General features: G+C 64.8%; 21 protein-coding genes, 1 pseudogene and 1 riboswitch. Of the genes and pseudogenes, 16 read left to right on the forward strand and 6 right to left on the reverse strand.

Annotated elements, in window-relative coordinates:
- Positions 1 to 8: 8 nt before the first annotated feature.
- Entirely contained in the window at positions 9 to 365 is a 357-nt protein-coding gene (locus FHT02_RS11260; RefSeq protein WP_184087577.1) for a hypothetical protein, read from the reverse strand.
- A 369-nt stretch (positions 366 to 734) separates the two neighbouring features.
- Here FHT02_RS11260 and FHT02_RS11265 point away from each other — a divergent pair, with 369 nt between their 5' ends.
- Positions 735 to 1004, forward strand: a complete 270-nt coding sequence (locus tag FHT02_RS11265; protein WP_184087579.1) for a hypothetical protein — start codon at positions 735 to 737, stop codon at positions 1002 to 1004.
- A 270-nt stretch (positions 1005 to 1274) separates the two neighbouring features.
- Positions 1275 to 1997 carry a methyl-accepting chemotaxis protein gene (locus FHT02_RS21915; RefSeq protein WP_343056921.1) on the forward strand — a complete coding sequence of 241 codons (723 nt, stop codon included), beginning with the start codon at positions 1275 to 1277 and terminating at the stop codon, positions 1995 to 1997.
- Here the strand turns inward: FHT02_RS21915 and FHT02_RS11275 are convergent.
- Positions 1994 to 2569 carry a TMEM175 family protein gene (locus tag FHT02_RS11275; RefSeq protein WP_184087583.1) on the reverse strand — a complete coding sequence of 192 codons (576 nt, stop codon included), beginning with the start codon at positions 2567 to 2569 and terminating at the stop codon, positions 1994 to 1996. The two genes, FHT02_RS21915 and FHT02_RS11275, sit on opposite strands and share 4 nt — an antisense overlap.
- Positions 2570 to 2879: 310 nt before the next feature.
- Here FHT02_RS11275 and FHT02_RS11280 point away from each other — a divergent pair, with 310 nt between their 5' ends.
- From FHT02_RS11280 to FHT02_RS11310, 7 genes are all read left to right on the forward strand, one after another.
- Positions 2880 to 3962 carry a metallophosphoesterase gene (locus FHT02_RS11280; protein ID WP_343056922.1) on the forward strand — a complete coding sequence of 361 codons (1083 nt, stop codon included), beginning with the start codon at positions 2880 to 2882 and terminating at the stop codon, positions 3960 to 3962.
- Positions 3963 to 4023: 61 nt separating this feature from the next.
- Complete coding sequence (locus tag FHT02_RS11285; protein WP_184087960.1) at positions 4024 to 4800, forward strand: sterol desaturase family protein; 777 nt, start codon at positions 4024 to 4026, stop codon at positions 4798 to 4800.
- Complete coding sequence (locus tag FHT02_RS11290; RefSeq protein ID WP_184087585.1) at positions 4745 to 5155, forward strand: DUF2141 domain-containing protein; 411 nt, start codon at positions 4745 to 4747, stop codon at positions 5153 to 5155. Before FHT02_RS11285 ends, FHT02_RS11290 begins: the two co-directional genes overlap by 56 nt.
- A gap of 58 nt (positions 5156 to 5213) precedes the next feature.
- The gene (locus FHT02_RS11295; protein WP_184087587.1) at positions 5214 to 6062 is read left to right on the forward strand and encodes a MipA/OmpV family protein; all 849 of its coding nucleotides are present in this window, start codon (positions 5214 to 5216) and stop codon (positions 6060 to 6062) included.
- 51 nt (positions 6063 to 6113) lie between these two features.
- Positions 6114 to 6223, forward strand: a riboswitch (TPP riboswitch).
- 37 nt (positions 6224 to 6260) lie between these two features.
- Complete coding sequence (gene thiC / locus FHT02_RS11300; protein ID WP_184087589.1) at positions 6261 to 8150, forward strand: phosphomethylpyrimidine synthase ThiC; 1890 nt, start codon at positions 6261 to 6263, stop codon at positions 8148 to 8150.
- Positions 8151 to 8477: 327 nt separating this feature from the next.
- A complete protein-coding gene (locus tag FHT02_RS11305) occupies positions 8478 to 8645 on the forward strand; it encodes a hypothetical protein (protein ID WP_184087591.1) in 168 nt (55 codons plus the stop codon).
- 68 nt (positions 8646 to 8713) lie between these two features.
- On the forward strand, positions 8714 to 9379 hold the full coding sequence (locus FHT02_RS11310) for a Fic family protein (RefSeq protein ID WP_184087593.1): 666 nt from the start codon (positions 8714 to 8716) through the stop codon (positions 9377 to 9379).
- Here the strand turns inward: FHT02_RS11310 and FHT02_RS21585 are convergent.
- Both FHT02_RS21585 and FHT02_RS11320 read right to left on the reverse strand, forming a co-directional pair.
- Positions 9380 to 9627, reverse strand: a pseudogene (locus FHT02_RS21585) (Txe/YoeB family addiction module toxin).
- 59 nt (positions 9628 to 9686) lie between these two features.
- Positions 9687 to 9971: a type II toxin-antitoxin system Phd/YefM family antitoxin gene (locus FHT02_RS11320; RefSeq protein ID WP_246352361.1), complete on the reverse strand. Its 285-nt coding sequence runs from the start codon at positions 9969 to 9971 to the stop codon at positions 9687 to 9689.
- Between the two features lie 398 nt (positions 9972 to 10369).
- Here FHT02_RS11320 and FHT02_RS11325 point away from each other — a divergent pair, with 398 nt between their 5' ends.
- The 5 genes from FHT02_RS11325 to FHT02_RS11345 all read left to right on the forward strand — a co-directional run bounded on the left by FHT02_RS11325 (position 10370) and on the right by FHT02_RS11345 (position 16094).
- Positions 10370 to 11857, forward strand: a complete 1488-nt coding sequence (locus FHT02_RS11325; protein WP_246352362.1) for a S41 family peptidase — start codon at positions 10370 to 10372, stop codon at positions 11855 to 11857.
- Positions 11858 to 11945: 88 nt separating this feature from the next.
- Positions 11946 to 13106 (forward strand): lycopene beta-cyclase CrtY, encoded by a 1161-nt coding sequence (gene crtY / locus FHT02_RS11330; RefSeq protein ID WP_184087595.1) that lies wholly within the window; start codon positions 11946 to 11948, stop codon positions 13104 to 13106.
- Positions 13103 to 14581 carry a phytoene desaturase gene (locus tag FHT02_RS11335; RefSeq protein ID WP_184087596.1) on the forward strand — a complete coding sequence of 493 codons (1479 nt, stop codon included), beginning with the start codon at positions 13103 to 13105 and terminating at the stop codon, positions 14579 to 14581. The genes crtY and FHT02_RS11335 overlap by 4 nt, the downstream gene beginning before the upstream one ends.
- A complete protein-coding gene (locus FHT02_RS11340) occupies positions 14578 to 15159 on the forward strand; it encodes an LOG family protein (RefSeq protein ID WP_184087598.1) in 582 nt (193 codons plus the stop codon). Before FHT02_RS11335 ends, FHT02_RS11340 begins: the two co-directional genes overlap by 4 nt.
- Positions 15156 to 16094 carry a squalene/phytoene synthase family protein gene (locus FHT02_RS11345; protein WP_184087600.1) on the forward strand — a complete coding sequence of 313 codons (939 nt, stop codon included), beginning with the start codon at positions 15156 to 15158 and terminating at the stop codon, positions 16092 to 16094. The genes FHT02_RS11340 and FHT02_RS11345 overlap by 4 nt, the downstream gene beginning before the upstream one ends.
- Positions 16095 to 16097: 3 nt before the next feature.
- Here the strand turns inward: FHT02_RS11345 and FHT02_RS11350 are convergent, their stop codons facing one another.
- Positions 16098 to 16334, reverse strand: a complete 237-nt coding sequence (locus FHT02_RS11350; RefSeq protein ID WP_184087602.1) for a hypothetical protein — start codon at positions 16332 to 16334, stop codon at positions 16098 to 16100.
- Between the two features lie 95 nt (positions 16335 to 16429).
- Between FHT02_RS11350 and FHT02_RS11355 the strand changes: the two genes are divergently transcribed.
- Positions 16430 to 18250 carry an ABCB family ABC transporter ATP-binding protein/permease gene (locus FHT02_RS11355; protein WP_184087604.1) on the forward strand — a complete coding sequence of 607 codons (1821 nt, stop codon included), beginning with the start codon at positions 16430 to 16432 and terminating at the stop codon, positions 18248 to 18250.
- A gap of 256 nt (positions 18251 to 18506) precedes the next feature.
- Here FHT02_RS11355 and FHT02_RS11360 read toward each other — a convergent pair whose 3' ends face one another.
- Complete coding sequence (locus tag FHT02_RS11360; RefSeq protein WP_184087606.1) at positions 18507 to 18779, reverse strand: GNAT family N-acetyltransferase; 273 nt, start codon at positions 18777 to 18779, stop codon at positions 18507 to 18509.
- Between the two features lie 73 nt (positions 18780 to 18852).
- On the opposite strand from FHT02_RS11360, the gene FHT02_RS11365 reads away from it, so the two are divergent.
- Positions 18853 to 19767 (forward strand): alpha/beta fold hydrolase, encoded by a 915-nt coding sequence (locus FHT02_RS11365; RefSeq protein ID WP_184087608.1) that lies wholly within the window; start codon positions 18853 to 18855, stop codon positions 19765 to 19767.
- Positions 19768 to 19845: the final 78 nt, after the last annotated feature.

Consider the following 19845-nt stretch of genomic DNA (forward strand, 5'->3'; position numbering starts at 1 on the left):
CTGCGCGCTCAGCCAGGGCAGCGGATCAGGTCTTCCTCCCGGGTGCTGCCGAGCATGCGCTTGCCGTCCGCGGACAGGCGCAGCGTTCCTTCGGAGGGCTCCTCGCCATCGGCGGAAACGAACTTGCTCTTGTAGGTCAGCGTGTTGGGATCGGTCAGGCGGACCTGCTGCATCACGTCGCTATCTTCATAATAGACGACCATGTCGGCGGCCACTGTGAAGCCGGCGCTGTTCTCGCCGCCCCGGGCGCGGCAATCCGCGAGCGTACGGGCCCATTCGCCACGGAATTTGGCGGGAATCGTTGCGCCGCTCTGGGCAGGAACCGGCGCGGTAAGGACAATCAGGGCAAGGGGCAGATACGGCATCGGATCGGGATCTCCATCGGCTGACAGCGTGGCGTGTTTTGCGCTATGTACATCGCGTGCGAGCGATGAGCGATGCCACAAGCGCCTGCGCTCTCAAAACCCGCCTCATATCACTCCACGAAGCCACCTCTACGGTCATGCCACCGGCTCCATAACCCCGTTCCCGCGCAGCGCATGCGGACTCTGCCGGAAGGTGTGAATGATGCATCGCGTCGCCCCGCATCGTGCAGGAGTCCGCACCCCGCGATCGGAACTACCTCATCGCCCAGAGACGCACTGGCTCAGTCACGTCGCTGGAACAGGTTGATTATGACCACCCCTGACCGTACTGACGCTGCTGCTATCAACATCATAAAGGGGTCATGCACCGTGAAGAAGACATTCGCTGTTGCCGCCGTAATCAGCGCGCTGGCGCTCTCCGCTTGCAACAACAGCGCGCGCGAGCAGGCTGCGGACAACGTCGAAGCCAACGCAGAAGCAGTGGCCGACAATTTCGAAGCGGCCGCCGATAACGCCAACACGACGGCTAACGAAACCGCCCTTGAGAATAGCGCCGACGCAGCACGCGCGATCGGCGAGAACAAGGCTGAAGACCTGCGCACCAACGACGCAGACACCAATCTGTCGAACGGCATCTAAGGCCGGAAACGATCAGAGCGCTGTCGCACGTCGGCAGCGCGGATAAGGGGAGCGTCCGCAAAACGGGCGCTCCTTCTCTGTTTGTACTAGGATGATCGCTGCTCACCTGCTCCCAAAGCAGACGCAAATCATCGGCAGCTTCCGGGGGGGGCCGTCGCTTGGGCGCGCCATCCCCTCGTGGCGCTCCGTTCACATGAAGCGCGCTCATGTGCAGCGCGCGGCGGGAGAATGGTCTGGAGCACGCCCACGCCCACGCCCACAAACGCGTGCTTGGCATACGCGCCTTTAACCATTCTGAAGTTGCCTGTTGGTATTCGAACACGGATGCTTACGCCGTCCGACAGCGCCCTGGATCTTCCCTCAGACGAGTTTTGCCGCTCCGCATGGAATGCGGTCTGCCGCTCCCAAGCCGTTATCGAGTTCGAGCCGTCCGGCATCATCACCTGGGCGAACGAGCGCTTTCTGCAGCTGGTCGGCTACCGGCTGCGAGACTTGCAAGGCGCCCATCACGAGATCCTCTGCACCAAAGACTATGCCGCCTCGGCTGAGTATCAGGGCTTTTGGCGCCAATTGCGATCAGGCGAGTTCAGCCAAGGCGAGTTTTCACGACGCCGCGCCGACGGCGGCGAGCTTTGGCTACAAGCAAGCTACAACCCGCTCTTTGATCAGAACGGCACGGTGCGGCGCGTTCTGAAGGTCGCCACCGACATCACCAAGCAGGTGATGCTCGAGCGTGAAATTCGCGAGAATGGCGTGGAGCTGCGGAAAACCATGGACGAGCTGGGAAGCGTCGTCATGGCGATCTCCTCGATCGCGAAGCAAACCAACATGCTGGCCTTGAACGCCACGATCGAAGCGGCGCGCGCCGGTGAAGCCGGGCGCGGCTTCGCAGTCGTCGCTTCCGAGGTGAAGAAGCTTTCCAGCGATATCCAGATCGCGACAAAGCGTGCTTCCCAGATGCTGGAAAGGCATCAAGCCATTTCCGCGATCTAGCGCTCCGCAGCGCGCGCGAAGCGGCGGTCGGGCACCAGCCACAGCGCGATCACTGCGAAATACAAGGCGATCGCCGCCCAGCGGCTGACATATGCCAGCGGTATCGCCGCGAGATAGAGCGCGATGCTGCCCCACCCCTTCCAATCCCGGCCGATCGCGCGGGCGACGCGCGAATCCCGGCCGTTGCAGGCGATGATCGCGCGCTCCGTCAGCGTATAACCGATCGCCGACATGCCGAGCACGATCCCGTAACAGGCCGTCGCGCCCGGCGAAAAGGCGCTTTCGTCCAGCCAGCGGATTACGAAGGGCACCAGGCTGAGCCAGAAGAGCAGGAAGAGATTTGCCCACAGCACCCGCCCATCCACGCGCTCGGTGATGTGGAGCAGGTGGTGGTGGTTGTTCCAATACAGCCCGACATTGATGAAGGCGAACAGATAGGCGAGCAGCAGCGGCACGCTGCCGCGCAGGTCGATCAGGTCGCCGCCATGGGGCACCTTCAATTCCAGCACCATGATCGTGATGATGATGGCGACGACGCCGTCGGTGAATGCCTCTAGCCGTCCCGGCCGCATGTGATGGTTCCTCCCAAAGCAGCCCGCTCAGTGCGGGCGATCGGGCGCTGGCTCAACCCGCAAATATGCGGCTTGGAGGTGCGGGATATCGCGGGCCGATTCGACAGCGGCATGGGACGCCCGGTCGCCCCTGACGCGATCATCCGACAAGGATGACCATGCCGGCACCTGCGGCAGCGGTGCTGAATGTGCAGCTCCAGTAGAAACGCAGCCTCCACGCCATCATATGATGCGCCGCACCGTTGGCCGACGGCGCCATCAAGGAGCCCGCGCGATTTTCCATCTCTTCTTCGCCATACCGTGCCTTTATGTGATCGCACGCTGGGTCTGGCCGCTCACCCTTTCGACGGAGCTGAAGGTCGCGGTCACGCTTCTCCTGCTCGTCGGCTCACAATTTCATCTTTGGAGCCGGCTCTCCTCGGGCTCGGTGTTCGCGCCCGAATTCCCGCGCCCGCTGGTCCTGTTGTTCAACTGGGCGTTTGGCGCGATCGTGCTGCTGGCGATGTTCCAGCTGCTGCTGGACTTAGGCTGGCTGGCGAGCGCGTGGGCGCGGCGCACGGCGGCGGGGCCCGATGCGCGGATCCGCTACGCCATCGGCGCGCTTGCCGCCATATTGGCCGGCTTTGGCGTCTGGAACGCCGTGCGGGTGCCGCCGCTCAAGGATGTCGAGATCACCGTGCGCGGCCTGCCGCGTGAATTCGATGGCTACCGGCTCGTGCAGCTTACCGATCTGCACATCAGCAAGCTGTTTCCAGCGGCATGGACACGCAGCGTGGTCGAGCGCACCAATGCCGCGGGTGCCGACCTGATCGTCGTGACCGGGGATTTCATCGACGGATCGGTCGCGATGCGCCGCGCCGACATCGAGCCGCTACGCGGCTTGCGCGCAGCCGACGGCGTGTATGCCATCCCCGGCAATCACGAATATTTCTTCAGTTATCGCGACTGGATGCAGCATCTCTCCAGCCTGGGCATGCGGATGCTGCCCAACGCGCATGCGGTGCTTGTGCGGAATGGTGGCCGGCTGGTCGTGGCCGGCGTCACCGACCTGTCCGCGCCGAGCGTCGGTGAAGCGGGTCCCGATCTCGTCGCCGCTCTGAAAGGCGCACCGGCGGACGCACCGATCCTGTTGCTCGACCATCAGCCGCGCCAGGCACGCAAGGCCGCGGCGGCGGGTGTCGCGGTCCAGCTCTCCGGCCACACGCATGGCGGGATGATCGTCGGGCTCGACCGCCTCGTCGCGCCCGCGAATAGCGGCTTCGTATCGGGGCGGTATCAAATCGGCCGCATGACGCTGTACGTCAACAACGGCACCGCGCTGTGGCCCGGCTTCGCCCTGCGGCTGGGCCGTCCTTCCGAACTGACTCGCATCACCCTTCGCTCCGAAGGTTGAGGCCGACCGTGTTTGCGCGAGTGATCCCCGGCCGCTTTTCGGCTAAGGCACGGGCGTGACCATCGCGCTTGCCATCCTCCTGTCCGCGCTTGCCATGACGGCGATCGTCGGGGTCCGCTATCTGCTGACCAGCGGCGCCTTCGCCCTGGCGACGCGCGTGAAGCACCCGGGCCTTTATGCCGGGCTCGACCGGCAGATGGGCAAGGAAGTACGCTGGAGCCTGGCGTCGGCGGCGATCTATGGCGTGCCGGCGGGGGTGGTCGCCTGGGGCTGGCAGAATCTGGGCTGGACGCGGATCTATACCGAGGCCGCCGCCTATCCGCTGTGGTACCTGCCGGTGTCGGTGCTGCTGTACCTGTTCGCGCACGATACCTGGTTCTATTGGACGCACCGCTGGATGCACGTGCCCAAATGGTTCCGCATCGCCCATGCAGTGCACCATGCCAGCCGCCCGCCGACCGCGTGGGCGGCGATGAGCTTTCACCCCATCGAGGCGCTGACCGGCGCACTGGTCATCCCGGCTTTGGTGTTCCTGATCCCGATTCACATCGCCGCGCTCGGCACGGTGCTGGCGATCATGACTATAATGGGCGTAACGAACCACATGGGGTGGGAGATGTTTCCGCGCTTCATGACCCGGGGGCCGTTGGGGGCATGGCTGATCACCGCCAGCCACCATCAACGTCACCATGAGCAATATGGGTGTAATTTTGGGCTTTATTTCCGCTTCTGGGACCGGCTGTGCGGCACCGACAAAGGGCTGGGCGATTTCGCGCGCAGCCATGGCCGCCGCGTGCCTGGTGCTGCTGCCGGGCGTGACGCCGGTCGGGCAGCTTGATGTCGACTTTGTCGGGCTGCGCTCGAACAAGGGGATGCTTCGCGTCTGCGTGACACGGCGGCCCGCTTCGTTCCCCAGCTGCCGCGACGATCCCCAGGCGATCAAGCGCAACGTGCCCGCCACCGCCGGCTCCACGCGCTTTGTGGCGTTGCCCACCGGCGACTATGCCGTGGCGGTGATCCACGACGCCAATGGCAACGCCAAGCTCGACACGATGCTGGGCATCCCCAGGGAAGGCTTTGGCTTTTCGCGCAATCCCGCGATCCGCTTCGGTCCGCCAGCGTTTTCCAGCGCACAGTTCCCGGTCACCACTGGTGCCGAAATACAACAGATCCGCATTCGTTACTTGCTCTAGGAACCGGCGCACCCAGGTAGCGTTTCGCGGGTGCAACATTCCGTGGAGTGAAGATATAATGTTCGTCCGCACGCTGGCGCTGCCGCTGCTCGTCCTCGCCGCCACGCCCGCGCTGGCGCAGGAGCAGCAGACTCCGCCGCCCGCCGACACCGGGGGCGACTTCGCCATTGTGGGCGCAGGCGCCGGCATCCTTCCCGATTATGAAGGGTCGGACGATTATCGCTGGTCGCCCGTCCCCGCGGCGATCGGCCGCGTCTCCGGCTTCAACTTCCAGCTGCTCGGCAACCGGCTGAGCGTCGACCTGATCCCCGACGGCGGTGGCACCGGGCTCGACTTCCAGGCCGGGCCGATCGGCGTCGTCAATTTCAACCGCTCCAGCATCGACAGCATCGACGATCCGCGCGTCAAGGCGCTGGGCGAACTCGATACCTCGATCGAGCTGGGTGGCTATGTCGGCGTCGGCAAGACCGGGGTGATCACCAGCGATTATGACCGCCTGTCCGTCAGCCTGAGCTACCGCACCGATGTGAGCGGCGTGTCCGACGCGGGCATCCTCACCCCTTCGGTCAGCTACATGACCCCGCTCAGCCGCAAGGCGCTGGTCACCCTGTTCGCCTCGGCCGAGCGTGCCGAGAACGGCCAGATGGACACCTATTTCGGCGTCACGCCCGGCCAGTCGCTGGCAAGCGGCCTCGCCGCGTACGATCCCGATGGCGGCTGGAAGAGCTGGACGCTAGGCTTGGGCACCGCGATCTCGCTGACCGGCGATCTCACCCACGGGCTCCAGCTCGTCGGCGGCGCCACCTACCGCAAGCTGACCGGCGATGCCGCCGATTCGCCGATCGTGCGCGACGCGGGCGACAGCAACCAGTGGATGGGGGTGGTCGGCCTCGCCTTCAGCTTCTGATCCACATCAGCAAGGGCGGGGGTTACGCGCCCCGCTCAACCTGCTAAGACTCGCCCATCCCCGGGGGACCGCTCATGCGCGGTTGAGAGGAAGGCTGCAGCCTTCGACCCGCTGAACCTGATCCGGTTGACACCGGCGTAGGGAGGGAGGCGGTAGAACGAAATCCGCCCTCTCCATGCGACATTGGAGAGCACGCGCATGGCCGACATCCCCGCAAAAACCGAAATCGGCGTCACTACCGGCCCGATCCGCGGCTCCCGCAAAATCCATGTCGGCCCACTTGGCGTGGCGATGCGTGAGATCCAGCTCGAGCCCGGCTCGGGCGAGGCCCCGGTCCGCGTTTACGACACCTCCGGCCCCTACACCGATCCACAAGCCCGCATCGACATCATGGGCGGCCTGCCCCAGCTGCGCCGCGACTGGATCATGGCCCGCGGGGATGTCGAGGCGTATGACGCGCGCGAGATCCGGCCCGAGGACAATGGCCAGCTCGGCCCCGACCGCTCCGGCGGCGTTCCCCAATTCCCCAATGTCGTGGAGCGCCCGCTGCGCGCCAAGCCCGGCGCGAATGTCAGCCAGATGCACTATGCGCGGCGCGGCATCATCACGCCCGAGATGGAATATGTCGCCACCCGCGAGAATCTGGGTCGCGAGCGCCTGGCCGAATACGTCCGCGACGGCGAGAGCTTCGGCGCCGAAATCCCCGACTATGTCACGCCCGAATTCGTCCGCGACGAAGTGGCGCGGGGCCGGGCGATCATCCCCAACAACATCAACCACCCTGAATCCGAGCCGATGGCGATCGGCCGCAACTTCCTGGTCAAGATCAACGCCAATATCGGCAACTCCGCCGTCGCCTCCAATGTCGCGTCCGAAGTCGACAAGATGGTCTGGTCGATCCGCTGGGGGGCGGACACGGTGATGGACCTGTCGACCGGCCGCAACATCCACGACACGCGCGAGTGGATTTTGCGCAACAGCCCCGTGCCGATCGGCACCGTGCCGATCTATCAGGCGCTCGAAAAGGTCGGCGGCATTGCCGAGGACCTGACCTGGGAGGTCTTCCGCGACACGCTGATCGAACAGGCCGAACAGGGCGTCGACTATTTCACGATCCATGCCGGCGTCCGCCTGCCCTATATCCCGATGACCGCCAAGCGCGTCACCGGCATCGTCTCGCGCGGCGGATCGATCATGGCGAAATGGTGCCTGGCGCACCACAAGGAGAGCTTCCTCTACGGGCGCTTCGACGAGATCACCGAGATCATGAAGGCGTATGACATCGCCTATTCGCTCGGCGACGGCCTGCGCCCCGGCTCGATCGCCGACGCTAACGACGAAGCCCAGTTCGCCGAACTCTACACGCTGGGCGAACTCACCCACCGCGCCTGGAAGGAAGACGTCCAGGTGATGATCGAGGGTCCCGGCCATGTGCCGATGCACAAGATCAAGCAGAACATGGAAAAGCAGCTCGAGGCGTGCGGCGAGGCGCCGTTCTACACGCTTGGGCCACTGACCACCGATATCGCACCGGGCTATGACCACATCACCAGCGGCATCGGCGCGGCGATGATCGGTTGGTACGGCACGGCGATGCTCTGCTACGTCACGCCCAAGGAGCATCTCGGCCTCCCCGACCGCGACGACGTGAAGGTGGGCGTGGTGACCTACAAGCTGGCCGCCCACGCCGCCGACCTGGCCAAGGGCCACCCCGCCGCCCAGGTCCGCGACGACGCGCTGAGCCGTGCCCGCTTCGACTTCCGCTGGCGCGACCAGTTCAACCTGTCGCTCGATCCCGACACCGCCGAGCAGTATCACGACCAGACCCTGCCCGCCGAAGGCGCCAAGACCGCGCATTTCTGCTCGATGTGCGGCCCCAAATTCTGCTCGATGAAGATCACGCAGGAAGTCCGCGACTTCGCCGCCAAGCAGAACCAGCCCGCCAACGCCTTCCTGGCAGCAACCCCGATAGCGGTCCCGCCCGCCGATCCGGTCGAAGCCGAAGCCGGCATGGCCGCGATGAGCAAGGTGTTCAAGGAAACCGGCAGCGAACTCTACATGGGCGCTGGCGGGCGGGAGCATGATTGAACGCGCGCCGATTAGCGAGCGCGCTCCGTTGGCAGATTGACTGGCCTCTCACTCAATTAGTTGTGGGTTGAGGGCGTCATTGTCCTAGTGATTGTGTATCGCACCTCAAACGGGTCGATCTCGTAATAGTCGCATGTCAAGGGTTGACAAAATATTTTTGCGATTTCTCCGCGCCGCACTGTTGCGAAGTTGGATTGTCCATATGTAGATGCGTGACACCGCTCGCGAATGGCGACAGGATCGCGCACCTACGGCCTTTACGGTTTGTCAAGGGGAACGACGCATCATCGCCGACCGTTAGTGGATCACAGTTACGAGGAGCCGCCTATGTCGGAAGAACTGCAGAGGGCCCTTGAATCTATCAAGGGCCATCACATGAACGCTGAGGAGCGCGACGCTCAGCGCGTCAGCTTCGTTTACGGCAATGCTTCGTCGAAGGACAACGGGACTAAAGAAGCGGTCGTTCGCGCCCTTGACTTGGCCGAAGTGGCCTGATTTCATCCGCCTTCACGGAACCAGGGAAGCCCGGCGATTTCGCCGGGCTTTTTGTTTGTGGGGCATCCATGTCGTTCTTTGTCGATGAAGCACACGCTCTTTTCAATTTCATTTCGACTCGAAACCGAGCGCGGCAGTTCGACTTCCTCGAAATGTCGTACGTGGTGTCGCGGCACACCGCAGGCTTAGAGATCGACAGCGAATTCATCTCTACCCTGAATGCTTATGCGACTCGATACATCTCAATGCAGCCGGGCCGGCACCGGCGGCATTACAACGTCACCGTCGGAGCGCACAATCCAAGCGACTGGAGCCTAGTACCTGAAGAGATGGAGGCGTTTCTCGACGTGTTGCACACCAACTGGGCTCGATGGACACCGCCCGAAGCCGCCGCCTATGCGTTGTGGGGTGTCAATCACGTGCATCCATTCTGTGACGGCAACGGTCGCACGGCACGGGCACTATGCTACTACGTGCTATGCCAGAAGATTGGCCAGTGGCTGCCGGGTAGATTGACCGTGCTTGAGCAAATTCGGACGTCTCACAGGGAGCATCACTGCAACATTCTACAGCGAATGCATGAAGCCCGCGCTCGACCGGATATGACCACTGACATTACCGAGTTGGCAACTCTAATCGATTCGTTAGTCGTGACGCAGATTTCGACCTACCATATGGAGCAAGCTGCAGCGATCGCCGCAGCCAGCGGTATGTCGTCAGCGGCGCAGCCATGACTATGATGACATACCCTGAACTAACATCAGTAGATCGTGGCCTCTCAATAATAATACCGGCAGCTTAGCACCTCCACTGTCTGTGCCTCGCCTGCCCCACGGGACCCGGTACACCAGCCGATGCTCACCGGTGATCCGGCGCGACCACCAGCCGGTCAGGTTCTGGCGCAGCGGTTCGGGCCTGCCGGTGCCGCGAAAGGATTGCAGCGGCATTCCTCGATCAGGTTGTTGATCCGCTCGAGAACCATGGCGTCCTCGTGCTGCCAAGCGAGATAGTCGGCCCAGGCTTCAGGGTCGAAGGAGACCTTCACGGACGGATGAGCGCGTGCTCCTCGCCTTCGCCCGCGTCGAACCGTGCAATGCCCTCCATCAGCCGCTTCGCATTCGCGGGCGACGACATCAGGTGCAGCGTCTCTTCCGTGCCCGCCCATTCCTCGGCGGAGATCATCACCACATTCTCGCCGCGCTGACGCGTGATCAGCACCGGGGCACGGTCGGCCACGGCCTTGTCCATCACCTTCTTCAGGTTCTCACGCGCTTCGGAATAGCTGACGGTCTGCAGGGCAGAAAAGGTGGACAGAACTCTGTCCAACGTCAATGCGCCGCCACGCCCGCAGCTCTGAAGCAAACGTGCTCCCCCACGCAAACAATGCTTCCAAAGTAGGATTTCGCTTGCTCTATTTCGTCGTTGGGCAACGGAAGGGAACCGCAATGCTGTCGACCGCACGCAACCGGGCAGTTTCGAACAACCAACCTTTTGGTTGGATGTCGCACGTCGCAAAGCATGTCGAACCGGCGCCGCTTCCGCTCGATGCTCCCGGCAACGCCGGGTAAAACGCCCCCGCCACGAAGTCTGGAACAGTGCGTGAGGACCGCAACTTTCTCAACTTCACCTTCTAAACTTCACACCTGGCGTAAGGCTCGACTGGGTAAAACGGCTTTCCGCTTGCGAAGCTTCCCAATCCGCGTCAGCTTCGCGCCGACAAAGTCTTGAAGTCAAAGGACGAACGCGTGGTCAGGCATAGCCGTTTCGGGGCGCTTATTTCGGCATTGGCATTGCTGGCCAGCTGTGGCGGCGGGGGAAGCGGCGGCAACGTCGCGATCGGCGGCGGGAGCGGCGGTTCGGGCGGTACCGGCGGCATTGGCGGCGGAACCACGCCGACGCCAACCGCGGGCTGCACGCTGCGCGAGCGGCAGGACTGGGCGTTCGGGGTGCTCAAGGAATGGTACCTCTTCCCCGACACGCTGCCCGCCAGCCTGGATCCGTCACGCTATGCCAGCCTGGAAAGCTATGTCGACGCGCTTACCGCCACCGCGCGGGGGCAGAACAAGGACCGCTACTTCACCTATGTGACGTCGATCGCCGAAGAGAATGCCTATATCAGCACCGGCTCCAGCGCCGGGTTCGGCTTTCGCCTGGGCTATGACACGGCCGGCGGGCGCGTGTTCGTCGCCGAAAGTTTCGAGGGCGCGCCGGCGCTCGCCGCCGGGATAGACCGCGGCACCGAAATCCTGGCGGTCGGCACCCAGGCGGGCAACCAGCAGCCGGTGACCACGCTGCTCGCCAATGGCGGACCGCAGGCGGTGGTCGACGCGCTGGGGCCCGACACCACCGGTACGTCGCGCGTGCTGCGGGTTCGCGATGGCGCGGGCGTCCGCGACGTCACGGTCGCCAAGACCGAGTTCACGCTCGACCCGGTGTCGAACCGTTATGGCGTGAAGATCCTCGACAATGGCGGGCAGCGCGTCGGCTATGTCAATCTGCGCACCTTTATCGGCACCGCCGATCCGGCGCTGCGCAGCGCCTTTGCGCAGTTCCGGGCGCAGGGCATCACCAATCTGATCGTCGACCTGCGCTACAATGGCGGCGGGCTGGTCTCGATCGCCGAACTGTTCGCCGATCTGCTGGGCGCCGACCGCACGACGAGCGACGTGTTCAGCTATACCAGCTTCCGGCCGGAAAAGGCGTCGTACAACGAGGTCGATTATTTCGCGCCGCAGCCCGAATCGGTCGCGCCGATGCGTGTCGCCTTTATCGGCACCGGCGGCACCGCCTCGGCCAGCGAGTTGGTGATCAACGGCATGCTGCCCTATCTGCGCACCAACGAAGCGCTGATCGGCGGCAACACCTATGGCAAGCCGGTCGGCCAGGTCGCGATCGACAGGACGGCCTGCGACGATCGCATGCGGGTGATCGCCTTCGCCACCGAAAACCGCGACCATCAGGGCGCCTATTATGACGGGCTGGCCAGCAAGATGGACGTGACCTGCCGCGCCGCCGACGATCTCACGCGGCCGATGGGCGACCCGGGCGAGGAATCGACTCGCGTCGCGCTGGACTTCCTTGCCGGGCGCAGCTGCACGCCGATCACCGGCGCGGCAAGGCTGCGGTCGCTAAGCGCGCAGCAGAGCACGCCCGAGCCGCTGATGGGCGCGCGGCCGAGCGCGGCGCAGCGGGCGGTGCCGGGCGCGTTCTGAGGCTTGCGCGCGACGAGCCGTTGCCACGCAGAGTCCGGCGCCGGGGTTTTTGTTGGATCGCTTCAACGCCTTGGGCTAGGCGCGGGCAATGTCGGCAAGGATCAGTTGTGACGTCGCGATCGTGGGCGGCGGCCTTGCGGGTGGGTTGATCGCCCTGGCGCTGCGACGCCGGCGGCCCGACCTGGACGTGCGGGTGATCGAGGGATCGGCGCGGCTGGGGGGCAACCATCTCTGGTCGTTCTTCGCCACCGATATCGATCCTGCGCACCGCTGGCTGGTGGCGCCGCTGATCGGGCATGGCTGGGCACGCTACGACGTCGCTTTTCCCGAGCATGTGCGGACGCTGAAGGCACGCTATTACTCGATCGAGTCGAGCCATTTCGACCGGGTGCTGCGCCGCGAACTGCCGCGCGATGCGCTGTTGTTCGGCCGCAAGGTGGTGACGGCGACGCCCACCAGCGTGCAGCTGGCCGGCGGCGATCTGGTCGAGGCGCGCGGCGTGATCGATTGCCGCGGTGCCGGCGACCTGTCGGCGCTGGAACTGGGCTGGCAGAAGTTCCTGGGCCGCGAGCTGGCGCTGAGCGAGCCGCACGGCATCTCCCGGCCCATGGTGATGGACGCCACCGTGCCGCAGATCGACGGCTACCGCTTCGTCTACACCCTGCCCTTCACCCCCACGCGGCTGTTCGTCGAGGATACCTATTACAGCGACACGCCCGAGATCGACACGGCGGCGCTGGGCGAGCGGATCGACCTCCACGCCGCGCGGCAGGATTGGCACGTCGAACAGGTGCTGCGCGAAGAAGCCGGCGCGCTGCCGGTGGTGATGGGTGGTAACTTCGACGCGTATTGGCGCAGCGGCGGCGAAGGCGTCGCGAAGGCGGGCGTACGCGCCGGGCTGTTCCACCCGCTCACCAGCTATTCGCTGCCCGACGCGGTGCGTACCGCCGCGCTGGTGGCCGAGGCAGGATCGATCGAAGGCGCGGCGCTGCACACGCTGCTCCACGGCCATGCCCGGCGGACCTGGCGCGCGCGCGGTTTCTACCGCATGCTCAGCCGGATGCTGTTCAAGGCTGCCGAGCCCGAAGCGCGGTACAAGGTGCTTGAACGTTTCTATCGACTGGACGCGGAGCTCATCGCCCGCTTCTATGCCGGCCAGTCGAGCGCGTGGGACCGGGTGCGGGTGCTGAGCGGAAAACCGCCGGTGCCGATCGGCCGCGCAGTCCAAGCCTTGCGAGGAAGAACATGAAGCGGGTTGCAATCATCGGCGCTGGGTTCGGCGGGCTCGCGCTCGCCATCCGGCTGCAGTCGGCGGGCGTGGATACGGTCGTGCTGGAAGCCCGCGACAAGCCGGGCGGGCGAGCTTATTACTGGGAGCGCGACGGCTTCACCTTTGACGGCGGACCGACGGTGATCACGGCCCCCGATGCGCTGGCCGAACTGTGGCGCCTGTCGGGACATGACATCGCGCAGGACGTTGAGCTGCTGCCGATCTCGCCCTTTTACCAGCTTTCCTGGCCCGACGGGACGAAGTTCGACTATTCGAACGACGATGCGCAGCTGGGGGCGGAGATCGCCCGGCTCAACCCCGATGATGTCGCGGGATACCGCAAGTTCCTGCGCTATTCGGAGGAAGTGTACCGCGAAGGCTATGTGAAGCTTGGCCATGTCGCGTTTCTCGACTTCAGCACGATGGTGAAGGCGGCGCCGGCATTGATGAAGGCACAGGCCTGGCGTTCGGTCTATTCGATGGTGTCGAGCTTCGTGAAGAACGAGAAGCTGCGCGAGGCGCTGTCGTTCCACACGCTGCTGGTGGGCGGGAATCCGATGGCGACCAGTGCGATCTATGCGCTGATCCACAAGCTGGAGCGCGACGGCGGGGTATGGTTCGCGCGTGGCGGTACCAACCAGCTGGTGGCAGGCATGGTCCGGCATTTCGAGCGGCTGGGGGGCGTGGTGCGGCTGAACGACCCGGTCGCCGCGATCGACACGCTGGGCGACCGGGTGACGGGGGTGCGCACCGAAAGCGGATACGCGCTGGAGGTCGATGCCGTCGCGAGCAACGCCGAAGTGGTGCACAGCTATCGCCATCTGCTCAAGGACTCGCGCAGTGCCCAGCGCACCGCCGACAAGCTGGAGCGCAAGCGCTTTTCGCCCTCGCTGTTCGTGGTGCATTTCGGCGTGCGGGGCATCTGTCCGGACGTGCCGCACCATTCGATCCTGTTCGGGCCGCGCTACAAGGGGCTGCTCGACGACATCTTCAAGCATGGCGTGCTGAGCGAGGACTTCTCGCTGTACCTGCACCACCCGACCGCGACCGATCCGAGCATGGCGCCGGAGGGGCACTCGACCTTCTACGCGCTGGCGCCGGTGCCGCATCTGGGCAAGTTCCCGGCGAACTGGGACGAAGTCGGGCCGGTGCTGGAGGAGCGCATCCTTTCCGAAATCGAGCGAAGGCTGATCCCGGGCTTGCGCGAGCGGATCGTCACCAAGTTTTCCTACATGCCCCCCGATTTCGCGGCTGACCTGCGCTCGCATCTGGGCTCCGGCTTCAGCTTGGAGCCGATCTTGACGCAGAGCGCCTGGTTCCGCGTCCACAACCGCGACGAGGCGATCTCCAACCTGTATTTCGTTGGTGCCGGTACACATCCAGGTGCCGGCATCCCCGGCGTGGTCGGCAGCGCAAAAGCCACTGCGGCACTGATGCTGGAAGGTAACCGATGAAGCGCGTTGCAGTTTATTGCGGATCCGCCACCCCAAGCGACCCGGTGTACATCGAAGCCGCGCGCACCGTGGGCCGCAGCCTGGCCGAACAGGGAATCGGCGTGGTCTATGGCGGTGGCAAGCTGGGGCTGATGGGCGCGGTGGCGGACAGTGCGCTGGAAGCCGGGGGCGAAGTGATCGGCGTGATTCCCACCGCGCTGGTCAACGCGGAGGTGGCGCATCGCGGGCTGAGCGAGCTCCACGTCGTCGACACGATGCACGAGCGCAAGGCACGCTTCACCGAACTGTCCGACGGCTTTCTGACGATTCCGGGCGGCACGGGCACGATGGACGAGCTGTGGGAGGCGATGAGCTGGGCGCAGCTGGGCTATCATGCCAAGCCGGTCGCGCTGCTCAACGTTGCCGGCTTCTATGACGGGTTGCTCGAATTCGTTGCCAAGATGGGGAGCGTCGGCTTCCTGCGGCCGCAGCACCAGGGGATCCTGCTTGCCGGCGACGATCTTGCCCCTCTGTTGGACAAGATGCGCGACTTCGAGCCGACGACGCCCATCATCCACATGAAGCGCGACGACCTGTGACACCCGGCCGCGACGCGATCGTCGCCACGGCGGGAGAATCGATCGCGCGCGGCTCCAAGAGTTTCGCTGCCGCAAGCCGGCTGTTCGACCGCACAACTCGCGAGCGGGCATGGCTGCTTTATGCCTGGTGCCGCGCATGCGACGATCTGGCCGACGGGCAGGACCATGGCCATGGCATGGCGGTGGTCAGCGATCCCCAGGCACGACTGGAGACGATCCGGCTGCGCACCCAAGCGGCGCTGGACGGGCACTGGGTCGGGGACCCAGCATTCGATGCCCTCCGCATCGTCGTTGCAGAGACTGGCATGCCGCACCGCTTCGTCTGGGACCTGGTCTATGGCTTTGCGCTCGACGCCGACGATTGGCGGCCGCGCAGAGAGGGCGACCTGTACCGCTATTGCTACCATGTCGCCGGGGCGGTCGGGTGCATGATGGCAGTGGTGATGGGCGTTGCGCCGGACGATGAGGCGGTGCTCGACCGCGCGTGCGACCTTGGCATGGCGTTTCAGCTCGCGAATATCGCCCGCGACATCGAAGAGGATGACCAAGTCGGGCGCTGTTACCTCCCCGTCGAATGGGTGGTCGAAATGGAAATTCCCCCCGGACAGCACATGAAGCCGCCCTTTCGCCCACGCCTGACAGTACTGGCCCAGCGTCTAGCGCACCGCGCAGAGGCGTTCGAGGCGAGTGCGCGGGGCGGCACCCCTGCCTTGTCGTTCCGCTCCGCCTGGGCGGTGCTGGCGGCGGCGGGGATCTATGGCGACATCGCACGCAAGGTTGCGGCGCGTGGCGACCATGCCTGGGATCACCGGGTCACGACGTCGTCGCGGGAGAAGCTGGGATGGATCGTGCGGGCGTACGGGCAAGCACGCCGGCGGGAGCAGCTTTACAGTGCCGTGCCGCGGCCCAATGACCTATGGACGCGGCCGCGCTGAGCGTCAGCCGCCCTTTTGCGCGGTGTTACGGTCGATCTTGGCCCATTGCGGACCGTCGCGGCGACAGGTTGCACTGATCACCGGAAAGGAAAGATCGGCATTGCGATGAAGCGCGACTGGCATCGCGTCCTGGCACGCCGCGACCGAGGTATAGCGCACCGGCTCGACCCGCGCCTGCTGGCAGAGGCCGGCGTCGTCGCCACAACCCATGATCGCCAGGACGTAGAAGATCTGATCCATTTCGCTTTTCCTTCCGATGCTTACAACGAAGCCGGTGCCATGACGTTCCGACGAAACGTTGCAGGCAAGCGCCCGAACCCCCAGATTGACGGTTAATGCCTCCCCTAGATCCCGTGTCCCCGCCCGAGCGTCCGCTGCTTGGCACCATGAAGCGGTTCCTGCCCTATCTGTGGCCGCGCAACGCGCGCGAACTGCGGGTGCGGATCGTCCTCGCGATGGTTCTGGTGCTGATCTCCAAGCTCATCCAGGTCTATGGCGCGCCCTTTGCCCTGCAAGGCGCGATCGACGGGATGGCCAATGGGTCGCGCGACGGGCTGTGGCTCGTGATCGCGCTCGTGGTGGGCTATGCCGCTGCACGGCTGGGCACGGTGTTGTTCGACAATTTGCGCAACGCGGTGTTCGAGAAGGTCGGGCAGGACGCATCGCGCCGGCTCGCCTCCGACGTGTTCGCCCATCTCCACCAGCTGGGCCTGCGCTTTCACCTGGAGCGACGCACGGGCGCGATCACCAAGGTGGTCGAGCGCGGCACGAAGAGCATCGACACGATGCTGTATTTCCTGCTGTTCAACATCGCCCCGACGATCCTGGAGCTGGTGCTGGTGCTCGGCATCTTCGGCACGCGCTTTGGCATGTGGCTGGTGATCGGCACGTCGGTGATGGTGGTGGTGTATATCGCCTTTACCCGCTGGGTGACCGACTGGCGTTCCAAGCTGCGCGAGCGGATGAACGATCTCGACACCGGCGCGGTGGCGCACGCGGTGGACTCGCTGCTCAACTTCGAGACGGTTAAATACTTCAACGCCGAAGCGCGCGAGGCCAAGCGCTACGACACCGCCATGACGTTGTACATGAAGGCGGCGGTCACCTCAGAGAACTCGCTGGCCTGGCTCAACATCGGCCAGGCGATAATCACCAATTTGATGCTGGGCGCTGGCATGGCGCTGGTGGTGTTCGGGTGGAGCTCGGGCCGGTTCACCGCCGGCGACGTGGTGCTGGTGTCGACGCTACTAAGCCAGCTGTTCCGCCCGCTCGACATGCTGGGATGGGTGTACCGCACCATCCGCCAGGGCGTGATCGACATGGGCAGCATGTTCGACCTGATCGACACGCGCGCCGAAGTGGTGGACGCACCGCATTCGATGCCGCTCCACGTGGAACGGGGGCACATCCGCTTCGAGAATGTCGAGTTCGGCTACGATCCCGACCGCCAGATCCTGAAGGGCATCGACCTGGACATTCCCGCCGGGGCGACGGTGGCGGTGGTGGGACCGTCGGGTGCGGGCAAGTCGACGCTCGCGCGGCTGATGTTCCGCTTCTACGACGTGACCAGCGGGCGGATCACGGTCGACGGGCAGGATCTGCGCGACGTGACGCAACATTCGCTGCGATCGGCGATCGGCATCGTGCCGCAGGACACGGTGCTGTTCAACGACACCATCGGCTATAACATCGCCTATGGCCGCGAGGATGCCACGGCCGAGGACATCGCCAGTGCCGCACGCGGTGCGGCGATCGCCGGCTTCATCCAGGCGCTGCCCCAGGGGTTCGACACCCGCGTCGGCGAGCGCGGGCTGAAGCTGTCGGGCGGCGAGAAGCAGCGCGTTGCCATCGCCCGCACGCTGGTGAAGAACCCACCAATCCTGATCCTGGACGAGGCGACCAGCGCGTTGGACAGCCGTACAGAGGCTGACATCCAGGCGACCCTGGAGGCGATCGAACGCGGGCGAACGACGATCGTCATCGCGCATCGGCTCTCCACCATCGTCCATGCCGACCGCATCGTCGTGCTCGAAAGCGGGCGGGTGGTCGAGCAGGGCAGCCATGCCGAGTTGCTGCGCCTGGGTGGCCTCTACGCCGAGATGTGGATGCGTCAGGCCCAGGAGCGGGAAGAAGGCGAGGACCTAGCGGCAGAGTAGCAGGGACGCTGGCGCCGACGCACATGTGCTAGCTTTCGTAACCGCTCGTGCGTGAGACGAATCAATGAGCGCGCAAAGTAGCAGGCACGGTTTTGGCCGCGACTGCTGCGGCACTATGACCGTCAGGACCGCTGGTATTGGAACCCCTGTGGGACCTTGCGAAGCCCGAGGCATTGTGCCCGCATGAAGCAGGCGCTGCGGGAGCTATCCCGACGCGCTGCTCGGGTTCGTCCGCCTCACGGGCTATCTGGACGCTTCAGGCGCGTAGGTCCTGCCACTCTGGATGCTGGGCGAGATAACCAGCAACAAAGCTGCAGACCGGACGGACTTTGCCGCCGGCGGCGCGCACTTGTCTCAATGCGCCCTCGATCAACCGGCTGCCCACCCCCTGCCCGCGCAGTGCAGCAGGCACCACGGTATGCGTGAATACCAACACATTGTTCTCTCGCTCATAGGCGGCGAAAGCGGTGTGGCCGTCCACTTCCAACTCGAAGCGCTGTTCGGCGGCATTGTCGATTACGTCGTTCATCGGGCACCTTTGCTGGCTGGCGCGTTCCTGATGCCTGGTTCCTATCGAGTGACGGCGGATGAGAACAAGTAGGATGCTGGGGATGGTGGCGCTGGCGGGTGCCGGACTCGCGGGCTGGTCGGCCTTTGCGGCGCGCAAAGCCGAGGAATTGGCGCCTGCGGATGGGCTATTCATGCACCTGCCCGGTGGGCGACTGCATTATGTCGATCTGGGTCCGAAGGATGCGCCGGCGCTGGTGATGATCCACGGGTTGATGGGACAGCTGCGCAACTTCTCGCACTCGCTGGCCGAGCGCCTGATCGCGGATCACCGCGTGATCCTGGTCGATCGGCCCGGCTGGGGCTATTCGACCATCAAGGGATCGCGCCCCGGCATTGCCGGTCAGGCTGCGTCCGTCGCCGCGTTGATCGAGCAATTGGACCTGGATCGGCCATTGGTCGTCGGCCATTCGCTGGGCGGCGCAGTCGCGCTCGCATTGGGGCTGGGCCGGCCCGAGCTGATCCGCGGCCTTTCTCTCATTGCGCCGCTCAGCCAGCCGGTTGATCGTGCGCCCGGAGCTTTTGTGGGATTGTTGGCCCCCGCCCCGCTCCGCTTCGCTGCGGCATGGTTGGGCGCGGCACCTATGGGCACTCTCACGCGGCCGAGCATGGCGCGGGCGGTGTTCGCGCCCGATCCGGTGCCCGGGGATTTTGTTACGCGAGGAGGCGGCGCACTGGCGATCCGTCCCAAAAGCTACATGGCCGGATCGTTCGAACTGCTGCACGTGCGGTCGGAAATGATAAAGCTTCGGGCGCGCTATGCCGAGATGCGGGTGCCCGTCGCAATCTTGTTCGGAGCGCAAGACCGGCTGCTCGATCCCACGCTGAACGGCGAGCAGACCGCGCGCGAGATCCCCGGCGCCACGCTGACGTTGGTCGATGGCGGACACATGCTGCCGGTGACGCATCCCGATGTCACCGCCGCCTGGCTGCGCGGCATCATGGCTTGATCAGGCCAGCGGCGCGTCGCTGACGGACAGCTTTCACCGTTGGGAAGCCTCACCGAACGGCCGCCGGTTGCCTGCTTC

Source organism: Sphingomonas xinjiangensis (genome assembly GCF_014199255.1).
GTDB lineage: Bacteria > Pseudomonadota > Alphaproteobacteria > Sphingomonadales > Sphingomonadaceae > Sphingomonas > Sphingomonas xinjiangensis.